The 20,528-nt window shown below is 71.4% G+C and carries 16 protein-coding genes and 1 tRNA gene; 7 read left to right on the top strand and 10 right to left on the bottom strand.

Annotated elements, in window-relative coordinates:
- Positions 1-37 precede the first annotated feature (37 nt).
- The 3 genes from AB0A61_RS12225 to AB0A61_RS12215 all read left to right on the top strand — a co-directional run bounded on the left by AB0A61_RS12225 (position 38) and on the right by AB0A61_RS12215 (position 3,708).
- Positions 38-1,066 (top strand): P1 family peptidase, encoded by a 1,029-nt coding sequence (locus tag AB0A61_RS12225; protein WP_361290186.1) that lies wholly within the window; start codon positions 38-40, stop codon positions 1,064-1,066.
- A 499-nt stretch (positions 1,067-1,565) separates the two neighbouring features.
- Positions 1,566-2,783 (top strand): Ig-like domain-containing protein, encoded by a 1,218-nt coding sequence (locus AB0A61_RS12220; protein ID WP_361290183.1) that lies wholly within the window; start codon positions 1,566-1,568, stop codon positions 2,781-2,783.
- Between the two features lie 175 nt (positions 2,784-2,958).
- Positions 2,959-3,708, top strand: coding sequence for a DUF6227 family protein (locus AB0A61_RS12215; RefSeq protein ID WP_361290180.1), 750 nt, complete (start codon positions 2,959-2,961; stop codon positions 3,706-3,708).
- Positions 3,709-3,779: 71 nt separating this feature from the next.
- Here the strand turns inward: AB0A61_RS12215 and AB0A61_RS12210 are convergent, their stop codons facing one another.
- The 5 genes from AB0A61_RS12210 to AB0A61_RS12190 form a co-directional block, all read right to left on the bottom strand.
- A complete protein-coding gene (locus tag AB0A61_RS12210) occupies positions 3,780-4,040 on the bottom strand; it encodes a hypothetical protein (RefSeq protein ID WP_361290178.1) in 261 nt (86 codons plus the stop codon).
- 185 nt (positions 4,041-4,225) lie between these two features.
- Positions 4,226-6,439 (bottom strand): fructose-specific PTS transporter subunit EIIC, encoded by a 2,214-nt coding sequence (locus AB0A61_RS12205; protein ID WP_361290175.1) that lies wholly within the window; start codon positions 6,437-6,439, stop codon positions 4,226-4,228.
- 160 nt (positions 6,440-6,599) lie between these two features.
- Positions 6,600-7,547, bottom strand: coding sequence for a 1-phosphofructokinase (gene pfkB / locus AB0A61_RS12200; protein ID WP_361290172.1), 948 nt, complete (start codon positions 7,545-7,547; stop codon positions 6,600-6,602).
- Positions 7,544-8,305 carry a DeoR/GlpR family DNA-binding transcription regulator gene (locus AB0A61_RS12195; protein WP_361290169.1) on the bottom strand — a complete coding sequence of 254 codons (762 nt, stop codon included), beginning with the start codon at positions 8,303-8,305 and terminating at the stop codon, positions 7,544-7,546. Before AB0A61_RS12195 ends, pfkB begins: the two co-directional genes overlap by 4 nt.
- Positions 8,306-8,511: 206 nt before the next feature.
- Positions 8,512-9,948: an MFS transporter gene (locus tag AB0A61_RS12190; RefSeq protein WP_361290797.1), complete on the bottom strand. Its 1,437-nt coding sequence runs from the start codon at positions 9,946-9,948 to the stop codon at positions 8,512-8,514.
- Positions 9,949-10,172: 224 nt separating this feature from the next.
- Here AB0A61_RS12190 and AB0A61_RS12185 point away from each other — a divergent pair, with 224 nt between their 5' ends.
- Entirely contained in the window at positions 10,173-11,150 is a 978-nt protein-coding gene (locus tag AB0A61_RS12185; RefSeq protein ID WP_361290166.1) for a YafY family protein, read from the top strand.
- Positions 11,151-11,235: 85 nt separating this feature from the next.
- Here AB0A61_RS12185 and AB0A61_RS12180 read toward each other — a convergent pair whose 3' ends face one another.
- The 3 genes from AB0A61_RS12180 to AB0A61_RS12170 all read right to left on the bottom strand — a co-directional run bounded on the left by AB0A61_RS12180 (position 11,236) and on the right by AB0A61_RS12170 (position 14,558).
- Positions 11,236-11,925 carry a TetR family transcriptional regulator gene (locus AB0A61_RS12180; protein ID WP_361290163.1) on the bottom strand — a complete coding sequence of 230 codons (690 nt, stop codon included), beginning with the start codon at positions 11,923-11,925 and terminating at the stop codon, positions 11,236-11,238.
- Positions 11,926-12,271: 346 nt separating this feature from the next.
- Positions 12,272-13,270, bottom strand: a complete 999-nt coding sequence (locus AB0A61_RS12175) for a sigma-70 family RNA polymerase sigma factor (protein ID WP_361290160.1) — start codon at positions 13,268-13,270, stop codon at positions 12,272-12,274.
- 496 nt (positions 13,271-13,766) lie between these two features.
- The gene (locus AB0A61_RS12170; protein ID WP_361290157.1) at positions 13,767-14,558 is read right to left on the bottom strand and encodes a class III extradiol ring-cleavage dioxygenase; all 792 of its coding nucleotides are present in this window, start codon (positions 14,556-14,558) and stop codon (positions 13,767-13,769) included.
- A gap of 194 nt (positions 14,559-14,752) precedes the next feature.
- Here AB0A61_RS12170 and AB0A61_RS12165 point away from each other — a divergent pair, with 194 nt between their 5' ends.
- Entirely contained in the window at positions 14,753-15,280 is a 528-nt protein-coding gene (locus AB0A61_RS12165) for a MarR family transcriptional regulator (protein ID WP_361290154.1), read from the top strand.
- Between the two features lie 135 nt (positions 15,281-15,415).
- Here AB0A61_RS12165 and AB0A61_RS12160 read toward each other — a convergent pair whose 3' ends face one another.
- On the bottom strand, positions 15,416-16,945 hold the full coding sequence (locus tag AB0A61_RS12160; protein ID WP_361290151.1) for an MFS transporter: 1,530 nt from the start codon (positions 16,943-16,945) through the stop codon (positions 15,416-15,418).
- 364 nt (positions 16,946-17,309) lie between these two features.
- Positions 17,310-17,954: a helix-turn-helix domain-containing protein gene (locus AB0A61_RS12155; protein ID WP_361290794.1), complete on the bottom strand. Its 645-nt coding sequence runs from the start codon at positions 17,952-17,954 to the stop codon at positions 17,310-17,312.
- A 268-nt stretch (positions 17,955-18,222) separates the two neighbouring features.
- On the opposite strand from AB0A61_RS12155, the gene AB0A61_RS12150 reads away from it, so the two are divergent.
- The gene (locus AB0A61_RS12150) at positions 18,223-19,503 is read left to right on the top strand and encodes a M6 family metalloprotease domain-containing protein (RefSeq protein WP_361290148.1); all 1,281 of its coding nucleotides are present in this window, start codon (positions 18,223-18,225) and stop codon (positions 19,501-19,503) included.
- Positions 19,504-19,585: 82 nt separating this feature from the next.
- Positions 19,586-19,661 (top strand) — tRNA-Arg (locus AB0A61_RS12145).
- The last annotated feature ends 867 nt before the right edge of the window (positions 19,662-20,528 follow it).

Below are 20,528 nucleotides of genomic sequence, written 5' to 3'. Positions count from 1 at the left end.
TCACCCCGGCCTGGCGGACCGGGAGAGACTGGGGCCCATGACAGTCGACGCATTGACGGACGTGGCCGGTGTGCGGGTGGGGCATGCGACGCGCACGGGCGGTGGTTGGCTCACCGGCACCACGGTCGTGCTGGCGCCGGAGGGCGGCGCCGTGGCGGCCGTGGACGTGCGCGGCGGCGGGCCGGGCACCAAGGAGACCGACGCGCTCGACCCGCGCAACCTGGTGGGGAAGGTCGAGGCGGTCGTGCTGACCGGGGGCAGCGCCTACGGGCTGGACGCGGCAGCCGGTGTGATGGCCTGGCTGGAGGAGCGGGGGCGCGGGGTGCGCGTCGGACCCGATCCCTCGCACGTCGTGCCGGTGGTGCCCGCGGCCTGCGTCTTCGACCTGGGCCGGGGCGGCGATTTCCGGGCCCGGCCGGACGCGGCCACCGGGCGCGCCGCGGTCGAGGCCGCCGCCGCGAGCGAACCGGGTGACCCGGTGGGTGAAGGGTGTGTCGGCGCCGGGACGGGGGCGGCCGTGGGGCGGCTCAAGGGCGGGGTCGGCACGGCGAGCACGGTGCTCGACTCGGGGATCACGGTGGCGGCGCTGGTGGTGGCCAACGCGGCGGGTTCGGCCATGGATCCGGAAACGGGTGTGCTGTACGGGGAGTTGTTCCACGGGCGGGTGCGGTATCCGGACGCGCGGGTCCACGAGGCAGCTCGGCGGCGGGTGTCCGAGGCCGCCGCGCGGAACACACCGCCCCCGCTGAACACCACGCTCGCGGTGGTCGCCACGGACGCGGACCTGTCCAAGGCGCAGGCGCAGAAGCTGGCCGGGACGGCGCACGACGGCATCGCGCGCGCCGTGCGGCCGGTGCACCTGCTCAACGACGGCGACACGGTGTTCGCACTGGCCACCGGGTCCACCCCGCTCGACCACGGCCAACCGCTCGCGCTGAACGACCTCCTCGCGGCGGGCGCGGACCTGGTGACCCGCGCCATCGTGCGGGCCGTACGCGCCGCCGAGTCGGTGGACGGACCGGGCGGAGTGTGGCCGGCCTACGAGGAGTTGTACGGGAACCGGTAGCGGCGGGCCCGGCCGCGCTCGGCGGCGGTGCCGTGCACCGCGTGCCCGGCCGTACATCGCCGGGCCGGTCGCGCCCCGCCGGGCCGACCGCACCCGGCCGGACCGACCATGCACCATCACACCGGCCACGCACCACCGGACCGGCCACGCACCACCGGACCGGCCACGCACCACCGGACCGACCGCACCCCACCGGACCGGCGCGCCCCACCGGACCGGCGCACCCCACCGGACCGGCGCACCCCACCGGACCGGCGCACCCCACCGGACCGGCGCACCCCACCGGACCGGCGCACCCCACCGGACCGGCGCACCCCACCGGACCGGCGCGCCCCACCGGACCGGCCGTCGGCGCAATGTCTCGCGCGGTCCGCGATTGTCCCGGTTCTGTCACGTGACGGCACCCGGCGGGGACGGAGGGAACCCCGGGGGCAGGCGGTCCCCTCCTTACTCACGTACTGCAGCGGACCACGCACATCACACGAACCTGGAGCAGCCCGTGACAACGCCGGACATAGCAGCGCGGCGCGTACTGGGGGCCTGTGCCGCCCTGATGGTCGGCACCCTCACCCTGACCGGATGTGGCGGCAACGCCAACGCCGACGCCGGCAAGGGCGACGGCAAGGACGCCACCAAGACGTCGACCGCGAAGATCGTCATCTCGGCCAAGGACGGCTCGACGGACGCCTCGATCAACGCGACCGGCGTGAAGGTCAGTGACGGCAGGCTGACCCAGGTGAAGATGACCGTGGCCGGGTCGGGGCAGGCCGTGGCGGGTTCCGTCTCGGCGGACGGCACCAGCTGGAAGCCGACCGAGCACCTGGAGCGCGGGACGAAGTACCAGATCTCGGCGACCGCGAAGGACCCCGACGGGCGCCCGGCCGCCGCCAACTCCATCTTCACGACCGTCACGACGGCGAACAGCTTCATCGGCACGTACACGCCGGACGACGGCTCGACGGTGGGTGTCGGCATGCCGGTGTCGTTCACGTTCGACAAGGCGATCAGCGACAAGAAGGCCGTGCAGTCGCACATCACGGTCACCTCCAGCAGCGGGCAGAAGGTGGTCGGGCACTGGTTCGGGCCGCAGCGGCTCGACTTCAGGCCCGAGGACTACTGGAAGGCCGGTTCGAAGGTCACGATGAAGATCGACCTCGACGGCGTCCAGGGCGCGAACGGCGCCTACGGCGTGCAGAAGAAGACCGTGACCTTCACCGTCGGCCGCTCGCAGGTCTCCACGGTCGACGTCAGCACGCAGATCATGACGGTCGTGCGCGACGGCCAGACGCTCAAGACGGTACCGATCTCGTCGGGCAGCCCGGAGCACACCACCTACAACGGGCAAATGGTGATCGCCGAGAAGTTCATGCAGACGCGCATGAACGGCTCGACGGTCGGCTTCGGCGGGGAGTACGACATCGCGGACGTGCCGCACGCGATGCGACTGACCTCGTCCGGCACCTTCATCCACGGCAACTACTGGTACAACAAGGGCAACCCGCCCTTCGGTCGCGAGGGCACCAGCCACGGCTGCGTCGGACTGGCGGATGTCCAGGGCGCGCAGGGCGACACCAGCGCCAAGTGGTTCTTCGACAACTCGCTCGTCGGGGACGTGGTGGTCGTCAAGCACTCCCCCGACAAGACCGTCGCCCCGGACAACGGGCTCAATGGCTGGAACATGTCATGGAGCGAGTGGCTCGCCGGAAGTGCTGCCTGATCGGCAACCCGCCACTGGCCAGCGGTTTCTGACAGACCGGCGGGCCGCGCGGGAACTTTCCGCGCGGCCCGGCAGTTTTCCCGGCGTACGTTTTCTCGGTTCCCGGACATGATGTCCGACCGAGGGGCTACGGTATGCACCCACAAGGTGACATGCAGCAACGCCGGGAGAAACCTTGAGCGTTCCGTACGAGACGGCAGCGTACGAGCCACGCGAGTCGCCCGAGTCTCCGGAGGAGCACCTCGCGCGACTCCTCGGCCGCGCGCTGAACTCCTTCGAGCTGCCCGACGAGACGATACGGCAGCTCGACTGCGCACTGGCGTACGACGGTTCGCTGTACTCCGCGCACCACAGCGCGGGCCTGCACCGCGAGACGTACCGCCACACGTGGCTGCTCGCGGACGGCGCGGCGCTCACCCTCTGGGAGCTCGTCCACAACACCGTGCCCGGCGGCGAGCCGCAGCACGAGGTGTACGTCGACGAGGAGGAGCTGCGCACCGCCACCGCCCGGCTGCCGCTCCCACCGGACGCCCCGGAGTTCGAACTGCCGGTGCTGGTGCAGCTGTCACCGGTGCCCGAGCCGCGGCACGCGTACACCCCCGACGACTCCGCCGATCACGCGCGCCGTCTGCTGCGGCGGGCGGAGAACCCGGACCGGCCGGGCGCGGACCTCGCCTCCCTGCTGGCGACCTCCTGCGCCCACCAGATCACCCAGGCCTTCGGGCGGCCGCGCCGCGCGGGCCGCGCGCCCGGCCTGTGCTTCTCGCTCTACGAGCACGCGTTCCTGCTCCGCGACGGCATGGAGATCTCCCTGTGGGAGGTCGAGCACACGGCGACTCCGGACGGACGCCACATGTGCGAGGTGTACGCAACGGAGGACGCGGCCCGGGACGCGATGGAGCGTCGGGCGGCGCAGATCTCGTAGGGCGCGACCGGCGGGCCGGGGGTGAACGGCGCTCCGGCGGGGTGCCGCGCCGCACGGGCGGCCGGGCAGGCTCAGTTGCCGTCGTCCAGCTGCCGTACCAGGCCCGCGAACGCGTCCCTCTCCGCCGGGGTCAGTTCGACGAACTCCCGCCGCGGGCCGGACCCCGGCTGGGGCGGCACGGCCGGCAGGCTGGGAGCGGGTGCGGGGCGCCACCGGGCCGTCTCGAAGCGGACCCGGCGCCGGATGCGGGCCAGGCCTATCATGCAGGCGACGGTCAGCGCGGCGGGGAAGGCCACACCCATCCACATGAAGGTCGAGACGTGCTCAGGCATGTGTTCCAGTAGACACCAGGGCCCGGGACTTCAGCCCGGACCGTGATGTATCTCGCATGTGCCGTGAACAACTCACAGCACCCCAAAGGGACAAGGCGTCGGCCGCGGCCCGTAGCCGATGGTTTCACGGCCGACGCCGTGGGCTTCGCTGGCGATGCCGTGGGCATCGGGGCCGACGCCGTGGTTCACGCGGCCACCGGTTGCCTGCGCTCCCCCGTCGCGCCCTGCGCGCTTCCATCCGCCCCCTGAGCCGCCCCCGGCGCGGGCTTGCGCAGCGTCTTGAGTGCGACCACCAGGACCGTCGTCACGCACACACCGGCCGCGATGGCGATCAGGTAGAGGAACGGGTTGCCGATCAGCGGGACCACGAAGATGCCGCCGTGCGGGGCACGCAGCGTGGCGCCGAAGGCCATCGACAGGGCGCCGGTGACCGCGCCGCCCACCATGGAGGCCGGGATGACGCGCAGCGGGTCGGCCGCCGCGAACGGGATCGCGCCCTCGGAGATGAAGGAGGCGCCCAGCACCCAGGCGGCCTTGCCGTTCTCGCGCTCGGTCTGCGTGAACAGCCTGCCGCGCACGGTCGTGGCCAGGGCCATCGCCAGCGGCGGAACCATGCCCGCCGCCATCACCGCGGCCATGATCTTCATCGCGGACCCACTCGGGCTCGCGACCGCGATGCCGGCGGTGGCGAAGGTGTACGCGACCTTGTTGACCGGGCCACCGAGGTCGAAGCACATCATCAGGCCGAGCAGCGCGCCGAGCAGGATGGCGTTGGCGCCGGAGAGGCTGTTCAGCCAGTGGGTCATGCCCTTCTGCGCCGATGCGATGGGCTTGCCGATCACCACGAACATCAGGAACCCGACGATCGCCGAGGAGATCAGCGGGATCACCACCACCGGCATGATGCCGCGCAGCGCCTGCGGAATGTTGAGCCGCTGGATCGCCATCACCACGCCACCGGCGATCAGACCGGCCGCCAGACCGCCGAGGAAACCGGCGTTGATGGTGAGGGCGATCGAGCCGCCCACGAAGCCGGGCACGAGGCCGGGGCGGTCCGCCATGCCGTAGGCGATGTAACCGGCCAGGACCGGGACCAGGAAGGCGAAGGACACCAGGCCGATCTGGAAGAGCAGCGCGGCCCAGCTGTCGGCCTGGGTCCACACGAAGTGGTGCATCACCGACGGCGCCTTGTTGATCTTGTAGCCGCCGATGGCGAAGCCGACGGCGATCAGCAGACCGCCCGCGGCCACGAACGGGACCATGTAACTGACGCCGGACATCAGCCACTTGCGCAGCTTGGTGCCGTAGCCCTCGCCCGCTTCGCCGGCCCGCTCGACCGGGGTACCGCCACCGGCCGCGGCCGACGCGGCCACCTCACCGCGCGCGGCCTTCTCCCGCACCTCGGCGATCAGCTCGCCGGGACGGTTGATGCCCGCCTTCACTCCGACGTCGACGGTCGGCTTGCCGGCGAAGCGGTCCTTGTCCCGTACGGGGACGTCGTGCGCGAGGATCACGCCGTCGGCCGCCGCGACCACGGCCGGGTCGAGCCGGGTGAAGCCGGCCGAGCCCTGCGTCTCGACGGCGACCTCGATGCCCGCCTCACGGCCCGCGTTCTCCAGGGACTCGGCCGCCATGTAGGTGTGGGCGATGCCGGTCGGGCAGGAGGTGACGACAACGATCCGGAACGGTTGTCCACCGCCGGACTCGCCGGAGATGGCGCCGGGCACCGGGGCGGATCCGCCCGCGATGGCGCCCGGCGCCGGGGCCGCGCTGCCCGCTGCGGCGCCGGCGGAGGCCGCCCCCGGCGCCGCAGCGGTGTCCTCGACGGTGCCCGCGGCCGCCTTCGCACCGGCAGAAGCGCCGGCGCCGTGCGCGGCCGCCGGCTTCACGCCCGCGGCCGCACTCTTCGCGCCCTTGGACGCCGTCGCGTCGGGCGAGGCGCCGTCTGCCGCCGGGGCCTGCTCCCCGCGGATCAGCGCCGCCGCGGCCGCCGCGTCGTCCGCCGACCGCAGTGCGGAGGTGAACTCGGCATTCATCAACTGCCGGGCCAGCGACGAAAGGATCGTCAGGTGGACGTCGTCGGCGCCGGCCGGCGCGGCGATCAGGAAGATCAGGTCGGCGGGGCCGTCCGGCGCGCCGAAGTCGATGCCGGCGGCGCTGCGCCCGAAGGCGAGCGTCGGCTCGGTCACGTGCTCGCTGCGGCAGTGCGGGATGCCGATGCCGCCGTCCAGTCCGGTCGGCATCTGGGCCTCGCGGGCCGCGACGTCGGCGAGGAAGCCCGCCAGGTCGGTCACCCGGCCCAGGGCCACCATGCGCTCGGCGAGGGCGCGCGCCGCCGTTTCCTTGGTGTCGGCGGACAGGTCGAGGTCGACCAGGTCCGCGGTGATCATGTTGCTCATCGCGGGCTCCAATGCACGCGTATCGCCCGGGGAGTGGAGTGGGCGGGAGTGGGGAGGGGGGTGCTGTGCGGGGTTGCGGGGGGTGCAGGGGTGGCGGCGAGTAACGGGGAGCCTTGCCACGTCCGGGCCCAAGCCGCCGTACGGCACCTCGTGCGGGCGCTCATGACACCGGCTCCTTGAGTATGCGGTCCACCGGCACCCGGGCCATGACCGTCACCGCGGCCGGATCGAGGTCGACGGGCGTCGGCATGACACTGCCCGGCAGCCGGACGGCGGCCGCGCCGTGCGCGACGGCGGAGGCGAGGGCCTCCGGGCCGCTGCCGCCCGCGATCAGGAAGCCGGCCAGCGAGGAGTCGCCCGCACCGACGTTGCTGCGGACGGTGTCGACGGGCGCGCTGCCGAACCAGGCGCCCGCACCGTCCACGAGCAGCTGACCGTCGGCGCCCAGGCTCGCGAGCACGGCTCGCGCACCCAGCTCCCGCAGCTCCTCGGCCGCCTTCACCGCGTCGCCCACCGTCGCCAGCGGGCGCCCGACGGCCTGAGCGAGTTCCTCGGCGTTCGGCTTCACCACGTCCGGGCCCTCGCGCAGCGCCTCGAGGAGTGCGGGCCCGGACGTGTCGAGGGCGATCCGTACGCCGGCACCGTGCGCCCTCGCGACCAGGTCGGCGTACCAGGAGGGGGCGAGGCCCCGCGGCAGACTGCCGCAGCACGCGATCCAGTCCGCGCCCCGCGACTGCCGCCGCACGGTGTCCAGGAGCAACTCCTGCTCCTCGGCCGAAAGTTCGGGGCCCGGTGCGTTGATCTTCGTCAGGACGCCGGCGGACTCGGCGAGCGCGATGTTGGATCGGGTGTCCCCGGCGACCGGGACGGGCGCCACCTCGATCCCCTGCCGGTCGAGCAGGTTCGCGACGAGCGCGCCCGGCGCCCCGCCGAGGGGCAGCACCGCGACCGTGCGCCGCCCGGCGGCCGCGACGGCGCGCGAGACGTTCACGCCCTTGCCGCCCGGGTCCACGCGTTCTCCGGTGGCGCGGACGACCTCGCCACGGTCGAGCGACGGGACCTCGTAGGTGCGGTCCAGCGAGGGGTTCGGGGTGACGGTGAGGATCATGCGCGCACTACTTCCGTGCCGCCGCGCTCGATGGCGGCGGCGTCTTCGGGGTTCAACCCGCTGTCGGTGATCAGCAGGTCCACGTCGTTCAGGCCGCCGAAGCGGGCGAAGTGCTCCTGGCCGTGCTTGGTGGAGTCGGCGAGCAGCACCACGCGGCGGGCGGCGGCGATCGCCGCGCGCTTCACCGCTGCCTCGGCGAGGTCGGGGGTGGTCAGACCGTGCTCGGCGGAGAAGCCGTTGGCGGCGACGAACAGCACGTCGGCGCGGATCTCGCCGTACGCGCGCAGCGCCCAGGCGTCCACGGCGGCGCGCGTACGGTGCCGCACACGCCCGCCGACGAGGTGCAGCTGGATGCCCGGGTGGTCCGCGAGGCGGGCGGCGATGGGCAGGCTGTGCGTGACGACGGTGAGCGAGGCCTCCAGCGGGACGGCCCCGGCCAGACGGGCGACCGTCGTGCCGGCGTCGAGGATCACCGCCCCCTCGGTCGGCAACTCCATGAGGGCCGCCTTGGCGATGCGGTCCTTCTCGTCGGCCGAGCTGGACTCGCGTTCGGCGAGGTCCGGCTCGAAGTCGAGCCGGCCGGCCGGGATCGCGCCGCCGTGCACGCGCCGCACCAGGCCGGCCCGGTCGAGGGCCTTCAGGTCGCGGCGAATCGTCTCCGCGGTCACCTGGAACTCCTCGGCGAGCGACACGACGTCCACCCGGCCGCCGTCACGGGCGAGCCGAAGGATCTCCTGCTGCCGCTCCGGTGCGTACATGTCCGTTTGCCTCCGACCGATGCCCGACTGTGTGGTTTCTCTTCGAGGCTACGTCCGGATATCCGGAAAGTAAACAGGTTCGGGCGTAATCGGGCGCGAACAGACTTCCTGCGTGGATGAGGCGGGTGCGGTGGGTGCGGTGGGTCCAGCTCACAGCCGCAGGGCCCGGCGCCTCGATCGGCTCCGGGCCCTGCGGTGGTTCGTACTCAGCCGACGGGTTCGGGTTCCAGGGTCTGCGCCGGGATCTGCTCCTCGGCCTCCTCCACCTGCGGCGCCGACCGCTTCGGCAGGGCGGCCATCAGGACGAAGATGACGCCCATCACCGCGGCCACCCACACCAGCGCGTGCTGGAAGGCGCGTACGAAGGCGGGCCCCACCTCGGCCGGGGTCAGCCGGTCGCCGATCACACCGAAGAACACCACCGACACCAGACCGAGACCCAGCGCGTTGCCCATCTGCTGCACGGTGTTGATCAGACCGGAGGCCGAACCCGCGTGCTCGCGCGGCACCTCCGACAGCACCGCGTCCGTCAGCGGGGCGACGATCAGGCCCATGCCCACCCCCATCACGACCAGCGGAAGCGCCATCTGCCAGGAGGCGATGCGCAGCCCGTACCGCTCGGACTCCCAGACGTAGAGCAGTACGCCGACCATCATCACCAGGGCGCCCGCCTGGAGCACCTTGCGGCCGAAGCGCGGAACCAGCTTCTGCACCGACATTCCGGCCGCGGTGGACACGGCGATCGAGAACGGGACACCGGTCAGACCGGCCCGCAGCGGGCTCCAGCCCAGGCCTATCTGCATGTACAGCGTCCAGACGAGGAAGAAGATGCCCAACGCGACCCCGAAGACCGTCTGCACCGCGATGCCCGCCGCGAAGCTCTTGACCCGGAACAGGGACAGTTCGACGAGCGGGGAGCCGTCCCGTGCCGTCTTCCGCTTCTCGTACGCCACCAGGGCCGCGAAGACCACGAGCGAGCCCGCCATCGACGCGTCTCCCCACAGCGGCCAGCCCAGCTCGCGGCCGCGGGTCAGCGGGTAGAGCAGCATCAGCAGGCCCAGCGTGACGAGGGCGACGCCCACCAGGTCCAGCTTCAGCGCCCGCGGAGCCCTGGACTCGGTGATGAACCGCCTGCCGAGGAGCAGGGCCGCGATGCCGACCGGCAGGTTGATCAGGAAGATCGGGCGCCACTGGAGTCCGAACAGGTTCCACTCGGTGAGCAGCGCGCCGAGCAGCGGACCCGAGACCGCGCCCAGGCCGACGATCGCGCCGAACAGGCCGAAGACCTTGCCGCGTTCGTGCGCCGGGAAGGTGGCGTGCACGATCGACAGGACCTGCGGGACCATCATCGCCGCCATGCCGCCCTGGAGAATCCGGGAGGCGACCAGCATCTCCGGGTTGGCGGCGAAGCCGCACAGGGCGGAGGCAAGGGTGAAGCCGCCGATGCCGACGAGGAACAGCCGCTTGCGGCCGTGGATGTCACCGAGGCGGCCGCCGGTGATCAGGCCGGCGGCGAAGGCGAGGGCGTAACCCGCGGTGATCCACTGGATCTGGCTGAAGGAGGCACCGGCGTCCTGCTGGATGGAGGGGATCGCGATGTTGACGATCGTGACGTCCACCAGGTCCATGAAGGCCGCGGTCATCACGATCGCCAGGGCGAACCAGCGGCGGCGGTCGGTTGCGTGCTTGCCCTCGGCGGGGCCCGTGGTGTCACTGGCGCCTGCGGTGTCGGTGGTGCCTGTCGTGTCAGTGGTGCCTGTGGGCTCTGGCGGCTGGGGCATATGAGGGGTCTCGCGGGAGGTCATGGTTCGACAGTAGGACCGCATTAGGTCAGATCATGTCCTAGTTCTACGGCATCCTCGGAGCCATGACGACGGACACTCCGGCACGGCTGCTGCAGCTTCTCTCGCTTCTTCAGACGCCCCGTGAATGGCCCGGTGGTGAACTGGCCGAGCGGCTCGGGGTGTCGCGCCGCACGGTGCGGCGGGACGTGGAGCGGCTTCGCGAACTGGGCTATCCCGTGCAGGCGAGCAAGGGCGCCGACGGCGGGTACCGGCTGGTCGCCGGGAAGGCGATGCCACCGCTCGTGCTCGACGACGAGGAGGCGGTGGCGATCGCGGTCGGGCTGCGGGCCGGAGCCGGGCACGCGGTCGAGGGGGTGGACGAGGCGTCGGTGCGGGCGCTGGCCAAACTGGAGCAGGTGCTGCCGGCGCGGCTGCGGCACCGGGTCTCCACGCTGCAGGCCGCGACGACGCCGCTCACCAGCGGGGACGGGGCGAGCATCGCTCCCGAGACGCTGACCGTGATGGCGTCCACCGTGGCGGGGCAGGAGCGGCTGCGGTTCGGGTACCGGGCCGCGGACGGGTCCAAGACGCGACGGCTGACCGAGCCGTACCGGCTGGTGTCGACCGGGCGGCGCTGGTATCTCGTCGCCTACGACCTCGATCGCGGGGACTGGCGGACGTTCCGGGTGGACCGGGTGAGCGAGCCCTTCGCCACCGGGGCGCGGTTCGCTCCGCGGGAGCTGCCCACGGGGAGCGCGGCGGAGTATCTGCGGCGGTCGATGTACTGGAGGCAGGACACGTACGCGGTCACCGTGACGTTCGCGGAGTCCGCCGAGGTGGTCGCGGAGCGGTTGCCGGCCTGGCTCGGTGCGCCGGAGTCCCTCGGTGAGCGCTCGTGCCGACTGCGGGCCGCGGTGGGGGACTCGGTGGAGTGGCTCGCGGTGCGGCTCGCGACGCTGGGGGTCGAGTTCACCGTGCAGGAGCCGGCGGAACTCGTGGAGTGCGTACGGGAGATGGGAGCACGGCTGAGCCGGGCGGGTGGTGGTGCCTCCGGCGGTTGAGCCGGGTGCGGTGCGCCATCTTTGTGGCGCACCATTCCCTCCAGCCCCACACGAACGCCCACCGCACACAACTGCTGCCGTCAGGTCAATCCGTGTTCTCAGGGCTCCAGCGAAAGCCGCTGAGGGAGTTCAGGTTGTGCAGGGCCAGTGCGGCTGGGCCGTGGGGGCCGTCGGCGGGGGCGTTTCCGGTTGCCCAGGTCTCCAGGGCTACTCGGACGGCCGCGCAGGCCACGGCGGCGGCGAAGCGTAGTTGGGGCGTGTCGGCAACGTTGTCGGGTTCCGTGGCCGTCCTGGCGGCCAGCACCTGCGCCAGGGTCCGTTCCGACGCCTGGCACACCTGCGCCCACACCTTGCGCACCGCCGGGTTCGTGTCCGCCAGGCGGATGAGGGTGCGTACCCACTGCCAGGAGGAGGCCGAGACGCCGGCGCCGGGGGTGAGCGTGTAGCGGACCGCGTGTTCCAGGGCCTTGGGGACGGAGAGGCCGGCGGGGGCCTCGCGGACCGCCTCGGCCCAGCGCTGGGCGCCCGCCGCGTAGAGCGGGGAGACGGCCTCCTCCTTGGTGGCGAAGTAGCGGTAGAAGGTGCGCGGGGCGATGCCGGCCGCCTGGGCGATGTCCTCGGCGCGGGTGGCGCGCAGGCCCTGGGTCACGAAGAGGTGGGCCGCCGCGCGGGCGATGTCCATGCGGGTGGCGGCCTTGCGGCGCTCGGTCAGCGAGGTGTGGGAGGTGGGCGAGGCCGGGGTGCGGGACTGCTTGGGGTCGGGGGTGGTGCTCACCTCGGCAGGCTATGCCGGTGTGGCACAATCTGCCATCTGGCGGGCCACCCCGGGGTTCAGGTCCGGGGTGCCCCGTCTCCCCCAGTTCCCGTGGGGCACGGAGAAGAGCCGGGCCCCGGCGCCTGGGGGGTGAGGCGCCGAAGCCCGGCTGGGGAGAGTCCCGGCGCCGGGGGGGGATTGCGTCGGGACTTGGTTCACGAGGTCTCGGGGCTGGCCCCGGACGCGAACTACCGCGCCCTGAAGGTTTGTTCCCGAGGCCCTGTCGGTTGAAGCGACGGGACACGGCCATGTTTGCGCGGTCTTTCGCCACCGGGCGTACGCGGCCGCCGACGGTCGTGCGCCGCCGTCAGGCCGCCGCGTCGAAGCCGGTGTCGCGCGCCAGCTTCTTCAGCTCCAGCAGCGCGTGCTTCTCGATCTGGCGGATGCGTTCGCGTGTCAGGCCGTGCTCCTTGCCGACCTCGGTCAGCGTGCGCTCGCGGCCGTCCTCGATGCCGTAGCGCATCTTGATGATGGAGGCCGTGCGCTGGTCGAGGCGGCCGATCAGGTCGTCGAGCTCCTCGCTGCGCAGCAGGGTCAGGACCGACTGCTCCGGGGAGACCGCCGAGGTGTCCTCCAGGAGGTCGCCGAACTGGGTCTCGCCGGCGTCGTCCACCGGCATGTTCAGCGACACCGGGTCGCGGGCCCAGTCGAGGACGTCCGAGACGCGCTCCGGCGCGGAGCCGAGCTCGGCGGCGATCTCCGCGGGCTCCGGATCCCGGCCGTTCTCCCGGTTGAACTCGCGCTGGACACGGCGGATGCGGCCCAGCTCCTCCACCAGGTGGACGGGCAGGCGGATGGTGCGGGACTGGTCGGCTATCGACCGTGTGATCGCCTGCCGGATCCACCAGGTCGCGTACGTCGAGAACTTGAAGCCCTTGCGGTAGTCGAACTTCTCCACCGCGCGCACCAGACCGGCGTTGCCCTCCTGGATCAGGTCGAGCAGGGGGAGGCCACTGCGCGGGTACCGGCGGGCGACCGCCACGACCAGGCGCAGGTTGGAGCGGATGAAGACGTCCTTGGCCCGCTCCCCCTCGGCGACCAGAGCCTCCAGCTCCTCGCGGCCGGCCTCCGTCCTGGACTCCTCGTAGCCGTCGAGGATCTGCCGTGCGAACACACCCGCCTCGATGATCTGGGACAGCTCGACTTCCTTGGCGGCGTCGAGCAGCGGTGTACGTGCGATCTCGTCGAGATACATGCCGACCAGGTCGCGGTCGGCGATCTCGCCGCCATGGGCGCGAACACTGCTTGCCGCGTCGGCCGTCTCGCCGGTGGCGGACTGGCGACGGGCGACGGCACGGGTTGCCATGCGTGCTCCCTTGCGAATGGGGTCCCCCCAGGCCGTTGAGGCACTGGGGACGGTCAGCGGGTGGTCCTTGAGACGCTTGGCACTCTCTTCGGAACTCTCCTCGGGTGCCCTGCATCCGATGGAAACAACGACTGGAATCCGGACAGAATTCCCAACCCGCCCCCCAATTTTTCGATCATGCAGTACCCTGTTCCGCCGCACGGACCGCGGACGACCCGTCCGCACCTACGGAGGTGCAGGTCAGAAGGGAGCCGAGCACTCCCGCCGAGCCCTCGCGCGCCCACCGTTCACCCCGTGCGTGAGATGTGCGTCACACTGGATACCGCCACCTTCGCCGTGAGGGAGTGCCGCCGTCGACCGCTCGCCCTCACCCCTGATGACGGGTCGTACCGGCGGAAGGTTGCCGCAAACCCGGACTCCCAGGAGATTCCCAGACTCCGCACACCCAGGTCTTACGCACCGCACCCGCGGACGTCTCACCGCGGGCGCGCCCGTCTCAGCCGAACTGCACCGACCGCTTGGCCATTCCCATCCAGAAGCCGTCGATCACGGACCTCTGCGCGTCCAGCTCACCGCCGGCCTCCGCCGCGCCCATGGTCACGAACAGCGGGGCGAAGTGCTCGGTACGCGGATGGGCGTACCGGCCGGCCGGGGCCTTGTTCAGGAAGTCCAGCAGAGCGTCCCAGTCGCGGTCCTCCAGGGCGCGCCGGCCCCAGTCGTCGAACTCGGCGGACCAGCTCGGCACCCCGTTCCCGGCGTACCGCAGGGCGGACAGGTTGTGGGTGAAGAAGCCGGAGCCGACGATCAGCACGCCCTCGTCGCGCAGCGGCGCGAGCCTGCGGCCCATCTGCATCAGCCGGACCGGATCGAGGGTCGGCAGGGACATCTGCAGGACGGGGACGTCGGCCGCGGGGAACATCTCCGCCAGCGGGACGTAGGCGCCGTGGTCGAGGCCGCGGTCGGGGACGTCCTGCACCGGCAGACCCGGGGCCCGCAGCAACTTCCGTACGCTCTCGGCGAGTTCCGGGGCGCCGGGGGCGGCGTAGCGCACCTGGTAGTAGCGCTCGGGGAATCCCCAGAAGTCGTAGACCAGCGGAGCCGTCCCGGTCGCACCGAGGGCGAGCGGCGCCTCCTCCCAGTGGGCGGAGACCACGAGGACGGCCTTGGGGCGGGGCAGGCCGGCCGACCAGGCGGCCAGCTCGCCGGGCCAGACCGGGTCGTCGGCGAGCGGCGGAGCGCCGTGGCTGAGGTAGAGGGCGGGCATGCGCTCCTGGACGGCGGCGGACATGACGACGACTCCTTCCGGGGATGCTGGCGCGGTCGCGGATTGTGGCCCGGGCGCGCGAGGGTGTTACTGGACTACGGGCTCCAGGGCCACGGGTCACAGTAACGAAGTTACTTGAACTCTAAAGCTCCAGCTCATGAGCGAGCTTACGGCCAGGTTGTTTAAGTTTCAAGGAGCAGGCTCGTACAGTGGACTACATGAACACGGCACCCGCTTCCGCCCGCGACTCCGCCCCCGCCGACACGCCCCGCTGGCTGACCGCCGAGGAGCAGCGCGTGTGGCGCTCCTACCTGCACGCCACCACACTCCTGGACGATCACCTCGACCGTCAGCTGCAGCGCGACGCGGGCATGCCGCACATCTATTACGGCCTCCTCGTCCAGCTCGCGGAGGCGCCGCGCCGCAGGCTGCGGATGACCGAGCTGGCCATGAGCGCGAAGATCACCCGCTCCCGCCTCTCCCACGCCATCGCGCGCCTGGAGAAGAACGGCTGGGTCCGCCGCGAGGAATGCGCCTCGGACAAACGGGGTCAGTTCGCGGTGCTCACCGACCAGGGCTACGACGTGCTGCGGCGCGCCGCGCCCGGCCATGTGGACGCCGTACGCCAGGCGATGTTCGACCGGCTCTCCCCCGAACAGCAGAAGTCCCTCGGCGAGATCATGGAGGTCATCGCCGAGGGACTGCAGCCGAACGAAGCAGGTGCGGACCTGCCCTGGCTCCGCTGATCCGCTCGGTCAGGGAGCCGGGGCAGGCCCGGGGCGGGTGCGTACGAGGCGTCCCCACACCCCGTACGCACCGGTGGTGCGAAGCGGTACGACCTTCAGTGATCCGAAGCAGTACGCCGTACGCCGGTCAGCGGCTCAGTGGGCGACCACCGGCACCGCGATCTCGTCCTCGACACCCTCACCGGAACCGGCGACCGTGGTGGTGCCCGGCCGGCCGGCGTTGACGAAGGTCACCACGATCGCCGCGGCGAGCACCAGCATGCCGACGGCGAACCAGATGGCGTTGGTGTAGCCGTGCACCATGCCCTGCAGCTGGACCAGCTGCTGCTGGGGCTTGGAGGTGGCGGTCGCGATGTGGTCCTTGTTGTACGCGGCCGTCGCGGAGGAGGCGATGGTGTTCAGCAGGGCCGTACCGATCGCGCCGCCCACCTGCTGCGAGGTGTTGACCATCGCGGAGGCGACACCGGCGTCCCGGGGCTCGACGCCCTGGGTGGCCAGGGACATGGCGGGCATGAACGCCGTACCCATGCCGAGACCGAGCAGCAGCATCGACGGCAGTACGAGCGAGGCGTACGACGAGCCGATCTCCAGCTGGGTCAGCAGGAACATGCCGGACGCGGCGACCAGGAAGCCGGGGCCCATCAGCAGCCGGGCCGGGACGCGGGTCATCAGGCGGGTGCCGATCTGGGTCGAGCCCACCATCATGCCGACGATCATCGGCAGGAAGGCGAAGCCGGTCCTGATCGGCGAGTAGCCCTTCACGACCTGCAGGTAGTAGGTCAGGAAGAGGAAGGTGCCGAACATCGCGATGATCGCGATGCCGAGCGAGAGGTAGATGCCGCCGCGGTTGCGGTCGGTGACCACGCGCAGGGGCAGCAGCGGGGCCTTCACCTTCGCCTCGGTGAGGACGAAGGCCAGCAGGAAGACGGCCGACGCGACGAAGAGGGTGACGGTCAGGGAGTCGCCCCAGCCGTCGGACTCGGCACGGGTGAAGCCGTAGACCAGCGAGACCAGGCCGATCGTCGACAGCAGCACGCCGGGTATGTCGAGCGGGGACCGGTTGCGGGCGCCCTCCGGCTCACGGATGACGAAGTAGGCACCGGCGGCCGCGACGATCGCGAACGGGATGTTGACGAAGAACGTCCAGCGCCAGTCCAGGTACTCGGTGAGCACACCGCCGAGGATGAAGCCGACGGCGCCGCCGCCACCGGCGATCGCGCCGTAGATGCCGAACGCCTTGGCGCGCTCCTTGGCGTCGGTGAACATCACGGCGAGCAGGGAGAGCGCGGCCGGGGCGAGCATGGCGCCGAAGACACCCTGGAGGGCGCGGGCGCCGAACATCGTCGCGCCCGACGTGGCCGCGCCGCCCAGCGCCGAGGCGGCGGCGAAGCCGGTCAGGCCGATGACGAAGGCGCGCTTGCGGCCCCACAGGTCGGCCACCCGGCCGCCGAACAGCAGCAGACCGCCGAAGGCGAGGGCGTAGGCCGTGACGACCCACTGCCGGTTGCCGTCGGAGATGCCCAGGTCCTGCTGCGCCGAGGGCAGGGCGATGTTCACGATGGTGGCGTCCAGGACGACCATCAGCTGGGCGAGCGCGATGAAGACGAGCGCTTTCCACCGGTTGGCGTCGGCGGCGCCGGGAGCCTTTGAGGCTGTGTCAGACATGGGGGTACCCACTTCGGTACTTCGTGACGGAAAAGGGCGTCGTAGAACGGGAGTTGTTGACGGGAAGGACGACGTAGAACAGGAGTCGTCAGCGTAAAAAGCCGACGCGGAACAGGAGTTGTTGACGGGAAGGACGACGCGGAGCAGGAGTCGTCGGCGTAAAAAGCCGACGCGGAACAGGAGTTGTTGACGGGAAGGACGACGCGGAGCAGGGCTTGGTGACGGAAAGGGGGCCGTGGGGCTTGGTCGCGGAAAGGGGGCCGTGGAGGGCGTCGAAGAGGCGCTGCTGTCGGGTTGGACGGGTGGGGCGGGCGGAATCAATCGCTCGCCGCTGATCGCTCGGTCGCTCGCCGCGACGCCTTGCTCAGGCCTGGCGCAGATCCTCCATGGTCGCGGCCGTGCCCGGCAGGACGGATCGGGCCGGGGCCCGCAGTCCGTCCAGGAACAGCTGCAGATGACGGTGTACGAAGCGGTCGATGCTGAGGCAGCCGGTACCGGCCAGGGGCCGGCTCAGCTGGGTCACGGCCACCATCAGGTCGCCGACGCCCACGTCCGGGCGGAGCTGCCCGGCCGCCCTGGCGCGGTCCATGACCTCCTCGACGAGGTGCTCGATCCTTTCGCGCGCGGCTTCCAGGTCGGGGTGGTGCTGGTCGAAGGTGCTGGAGACCATCGGGCACAGCGCGCCGATCCGCTGGTCGGCGGCGGCGTGCACGAAGCGCTCCAGGGCCTCGAAGGCGTCGCCGGTCTCCCTGAGTGCCTGTTCCGCCGCCGCTGCTGTGCGGTCCATGACGGAGCAGACGACCTCGCGGACGAGGGCGTCGCGGTCCGGGAAGTTGCGGTACAGCGTGGCGTTGCCGACGCCGGCCCGGCGGGCGATCTCGTCCAGCGGCACCTCGGGGCCGAACTCGACGAACATCTCCCGGGCGGCGGAGACGATCCGCTCCCGGTTGCGCACGGCGTCGGCGCGGGGCCGGGTCGCCCTGCGCTGCACGGGGTCGGCGGTCGTCACGGCCTGCACGACGTACTCCTCGGAAAGTCGGTGGGACACGAACCGGGGACGTGCTCCCCGTTTCGCTCGGACACAGGGCTAAACGGGGAAACGATCCCCGGTTATTTCCCACTGCCGAAAAGAATGCATGTGAGCCCGGTCACACCCTTATGGATGGCCTGTTCCCACGATCGGTCCGCTCCAGCGCGCGCCCAACGCCCCCTCGACCCAGGGTGATCGCAAGGGTGCAGTCGGAAACCGGCGGCTGCCCGGAGCGAGAGGTCCACGCATGCAGCCGCAGCCGACCCGCCGCCGGATACCCAAGCGCCGTGCGGCCGCCCTCGCGTCCGTGACCGCCCTGACCTTCGTGGTCAGCACCTCGGCGGGGACGGGGCACCCCATGGCGGGCTCCACGGTGGCAGGGGCCGGAGCGGCGGCGCTGGCCCGCATCCTCACCCCGTGCAGGATCGGCGGCGCCCAGAGCGTGCAGATGTCGGAGGGCATACCCACCTCGGGCGGCTACGCCCGCTCCACCGGCACCGTCCACGCCCTGACCCTGATGGTCGACTTCTCCGACGCCCCCGGCCAGGGCAACGCGCTCGACCGCCTCCACGAGTTCTTCCCGCAGACCCAGGAATGGTTCCGCAACGCCTCCTACGGCCGGCTCGACTACCGCCCCGAGACCCCGATACCCCGGTGGCTGCGCATGCCCAAGCCGTTCAAGGCCTACGGCATAGAACGCGGCGCCCCCTTCGACCCCGGCTACCGGCGGCTGGTCCAGGACATCGTGGCGGCGGCCGACCCGACGGTGAACTTCCGGGACTACGACCTGCTGAATGTGCTGATGACCCCGAACGCGGGCCCGTCCGCGCTGGACACGGTGCTGTCGGTGACGTTCGCCGGCAACACCGAGGCCCCGGTCGCCGACGGCGTCCCGGTGGCGAACGCGTCCTTCGTCTACTCCCGGCAGGACGACGGCTCCGGCTCCTACGCCCGCACCGGCTACCGGGTCCTGCCCCACGAGAACGGCCACGTCTTCGGCCTGCCCGACCTGTACACCCAGGAGGGCGGGGGCGCGGTCGGCCACTGGGACATCATGAGCGAGGACTGGGGGGCCGACAACGACCTGCTCGGCTGGCACAAGTGGAAGCTCGGCTGGCTGGACCCGTCCCAGGTGAGCTGCGCGGCGAAGCCGGGCTCCACGGAGTACACACTGACCCCGCTGGAGCACGCGGGCGGCCCCAAACTGGTCTTCGTCCCTCTAGACGGCCGTACCGGGTACGCCCTGGAACTGCGCACCCAGGAGGGCAACGACGAGGCGGTGTGCCGCCCGGGCATCCTGATCTACAAGGTCGACGCGGACGTCGACACCGGCCGCGGGCCGATCACCGTCTACGACGCCCACCGCGACTCGGGCGGCTGCACGCGCAGCCCGAACGTCCAGGCCGAACTCTCCGACGCCCCATTCGCCCCGGGCGAGGCCTTCACAGACCCCAAGGCGGCCATCCGAATCGACGTGACAGCAGCCGACCTCGGGGGCACCTACAAAGTGCGGGTGACCCGGGGGTAGCCGACCCCACCACACCCCCCAACCCGAGCCATCGGCCTCGCACCCACCGCCCCACCAACATCCGCTACGCTGTCAGCGACCGGCCTTCGTAGCTCAGGGGATAGAGCACCGCTCTCCTAAAGCGGGTGTCGCAGGTTCGAATCCTGCCGGGGGCACCAGGTCAAAGGCCTCGCACCTACGGATCTCCGTAGGTGCGAGGCCTTTGACATCCACGGCGGCGAAGGTGTGGGCGCGGCCGTCGATGACCGGGCCGTCGACGCGGACCTTGCCAGCGGCGGCCTCGATGGCGTCGGGTCGATCACCGCATGCGACGGTCAGAACAGTGCCTCCGGCGGGGGATCGGCCGGCACCGGGATGGAGGGGGCGCCGTCGCCGACCGCCGGTCCGTTGTGGCGGATGCCGGGGGCTCCCATCCCGCACGCCATCGACCCAGGCAGAGCCGAGCAGACGCGGTCCATGGTGTGTGGGTCGACGGCGTACGGGATGGGAGCTGGGGGTTGAGGTTGTTTGACCGGGCCGCAGTCGTTCCGCCCACCTCGCAAGCACCCGCCCTGTACGGCCCGTATTGCCTAATGCGCTCCTTTTTCCTTGGGCTGCGCCGTAGCGGTTGCGATCAACCATGCGGCGACTAGCGTGGGTTAACGAGAGGTCTGGCACGGCGGCATACGCGATCCGTCAGATTCTCTTCACGAGGAAAGCGGCCGCAGCGTAGTCGGCGAGGCCCACGCTGCGGGGGCGGCTTCGACAGGGAGATGCTCCCCACACGTACGCGGCCAATCGTAGACCGCGCTGCACACCCTTATTGCGGCCGCGAACAGCCGCATGCGTCTGACCGCGTGCGGGCCGATCAAGAAATAGGAAGTGGAACGATCATGCGAGCACGACGTCTGAAGCACCTCTTCGCCGTTTCGGCGGCAGGCGTTCTCGTGGCCGGCGGTGCCGCGATCGGCACGGCCGGGACCGCGATCGCATCCGCTCCGACTCACGCTCCTCAGGCCTCCGTCGGCTACCACAGCGACCACGTC

Origin of the sequence: Streptomyces sp. NPDC046197 (assembly GCF_040646295.1) — a bacterium.
Classification (GTDB): domain Bacteria; phylum Actinomycetota; class Actinomycetes; order Streptomycetales; family Streptomycetaceae; genus Streptomyces.
The sequence above is the reverse complement of the archived record's forward strand: the minus strand, read 5'-3'. Positions and strand labels throughout refer to the sequence as shown.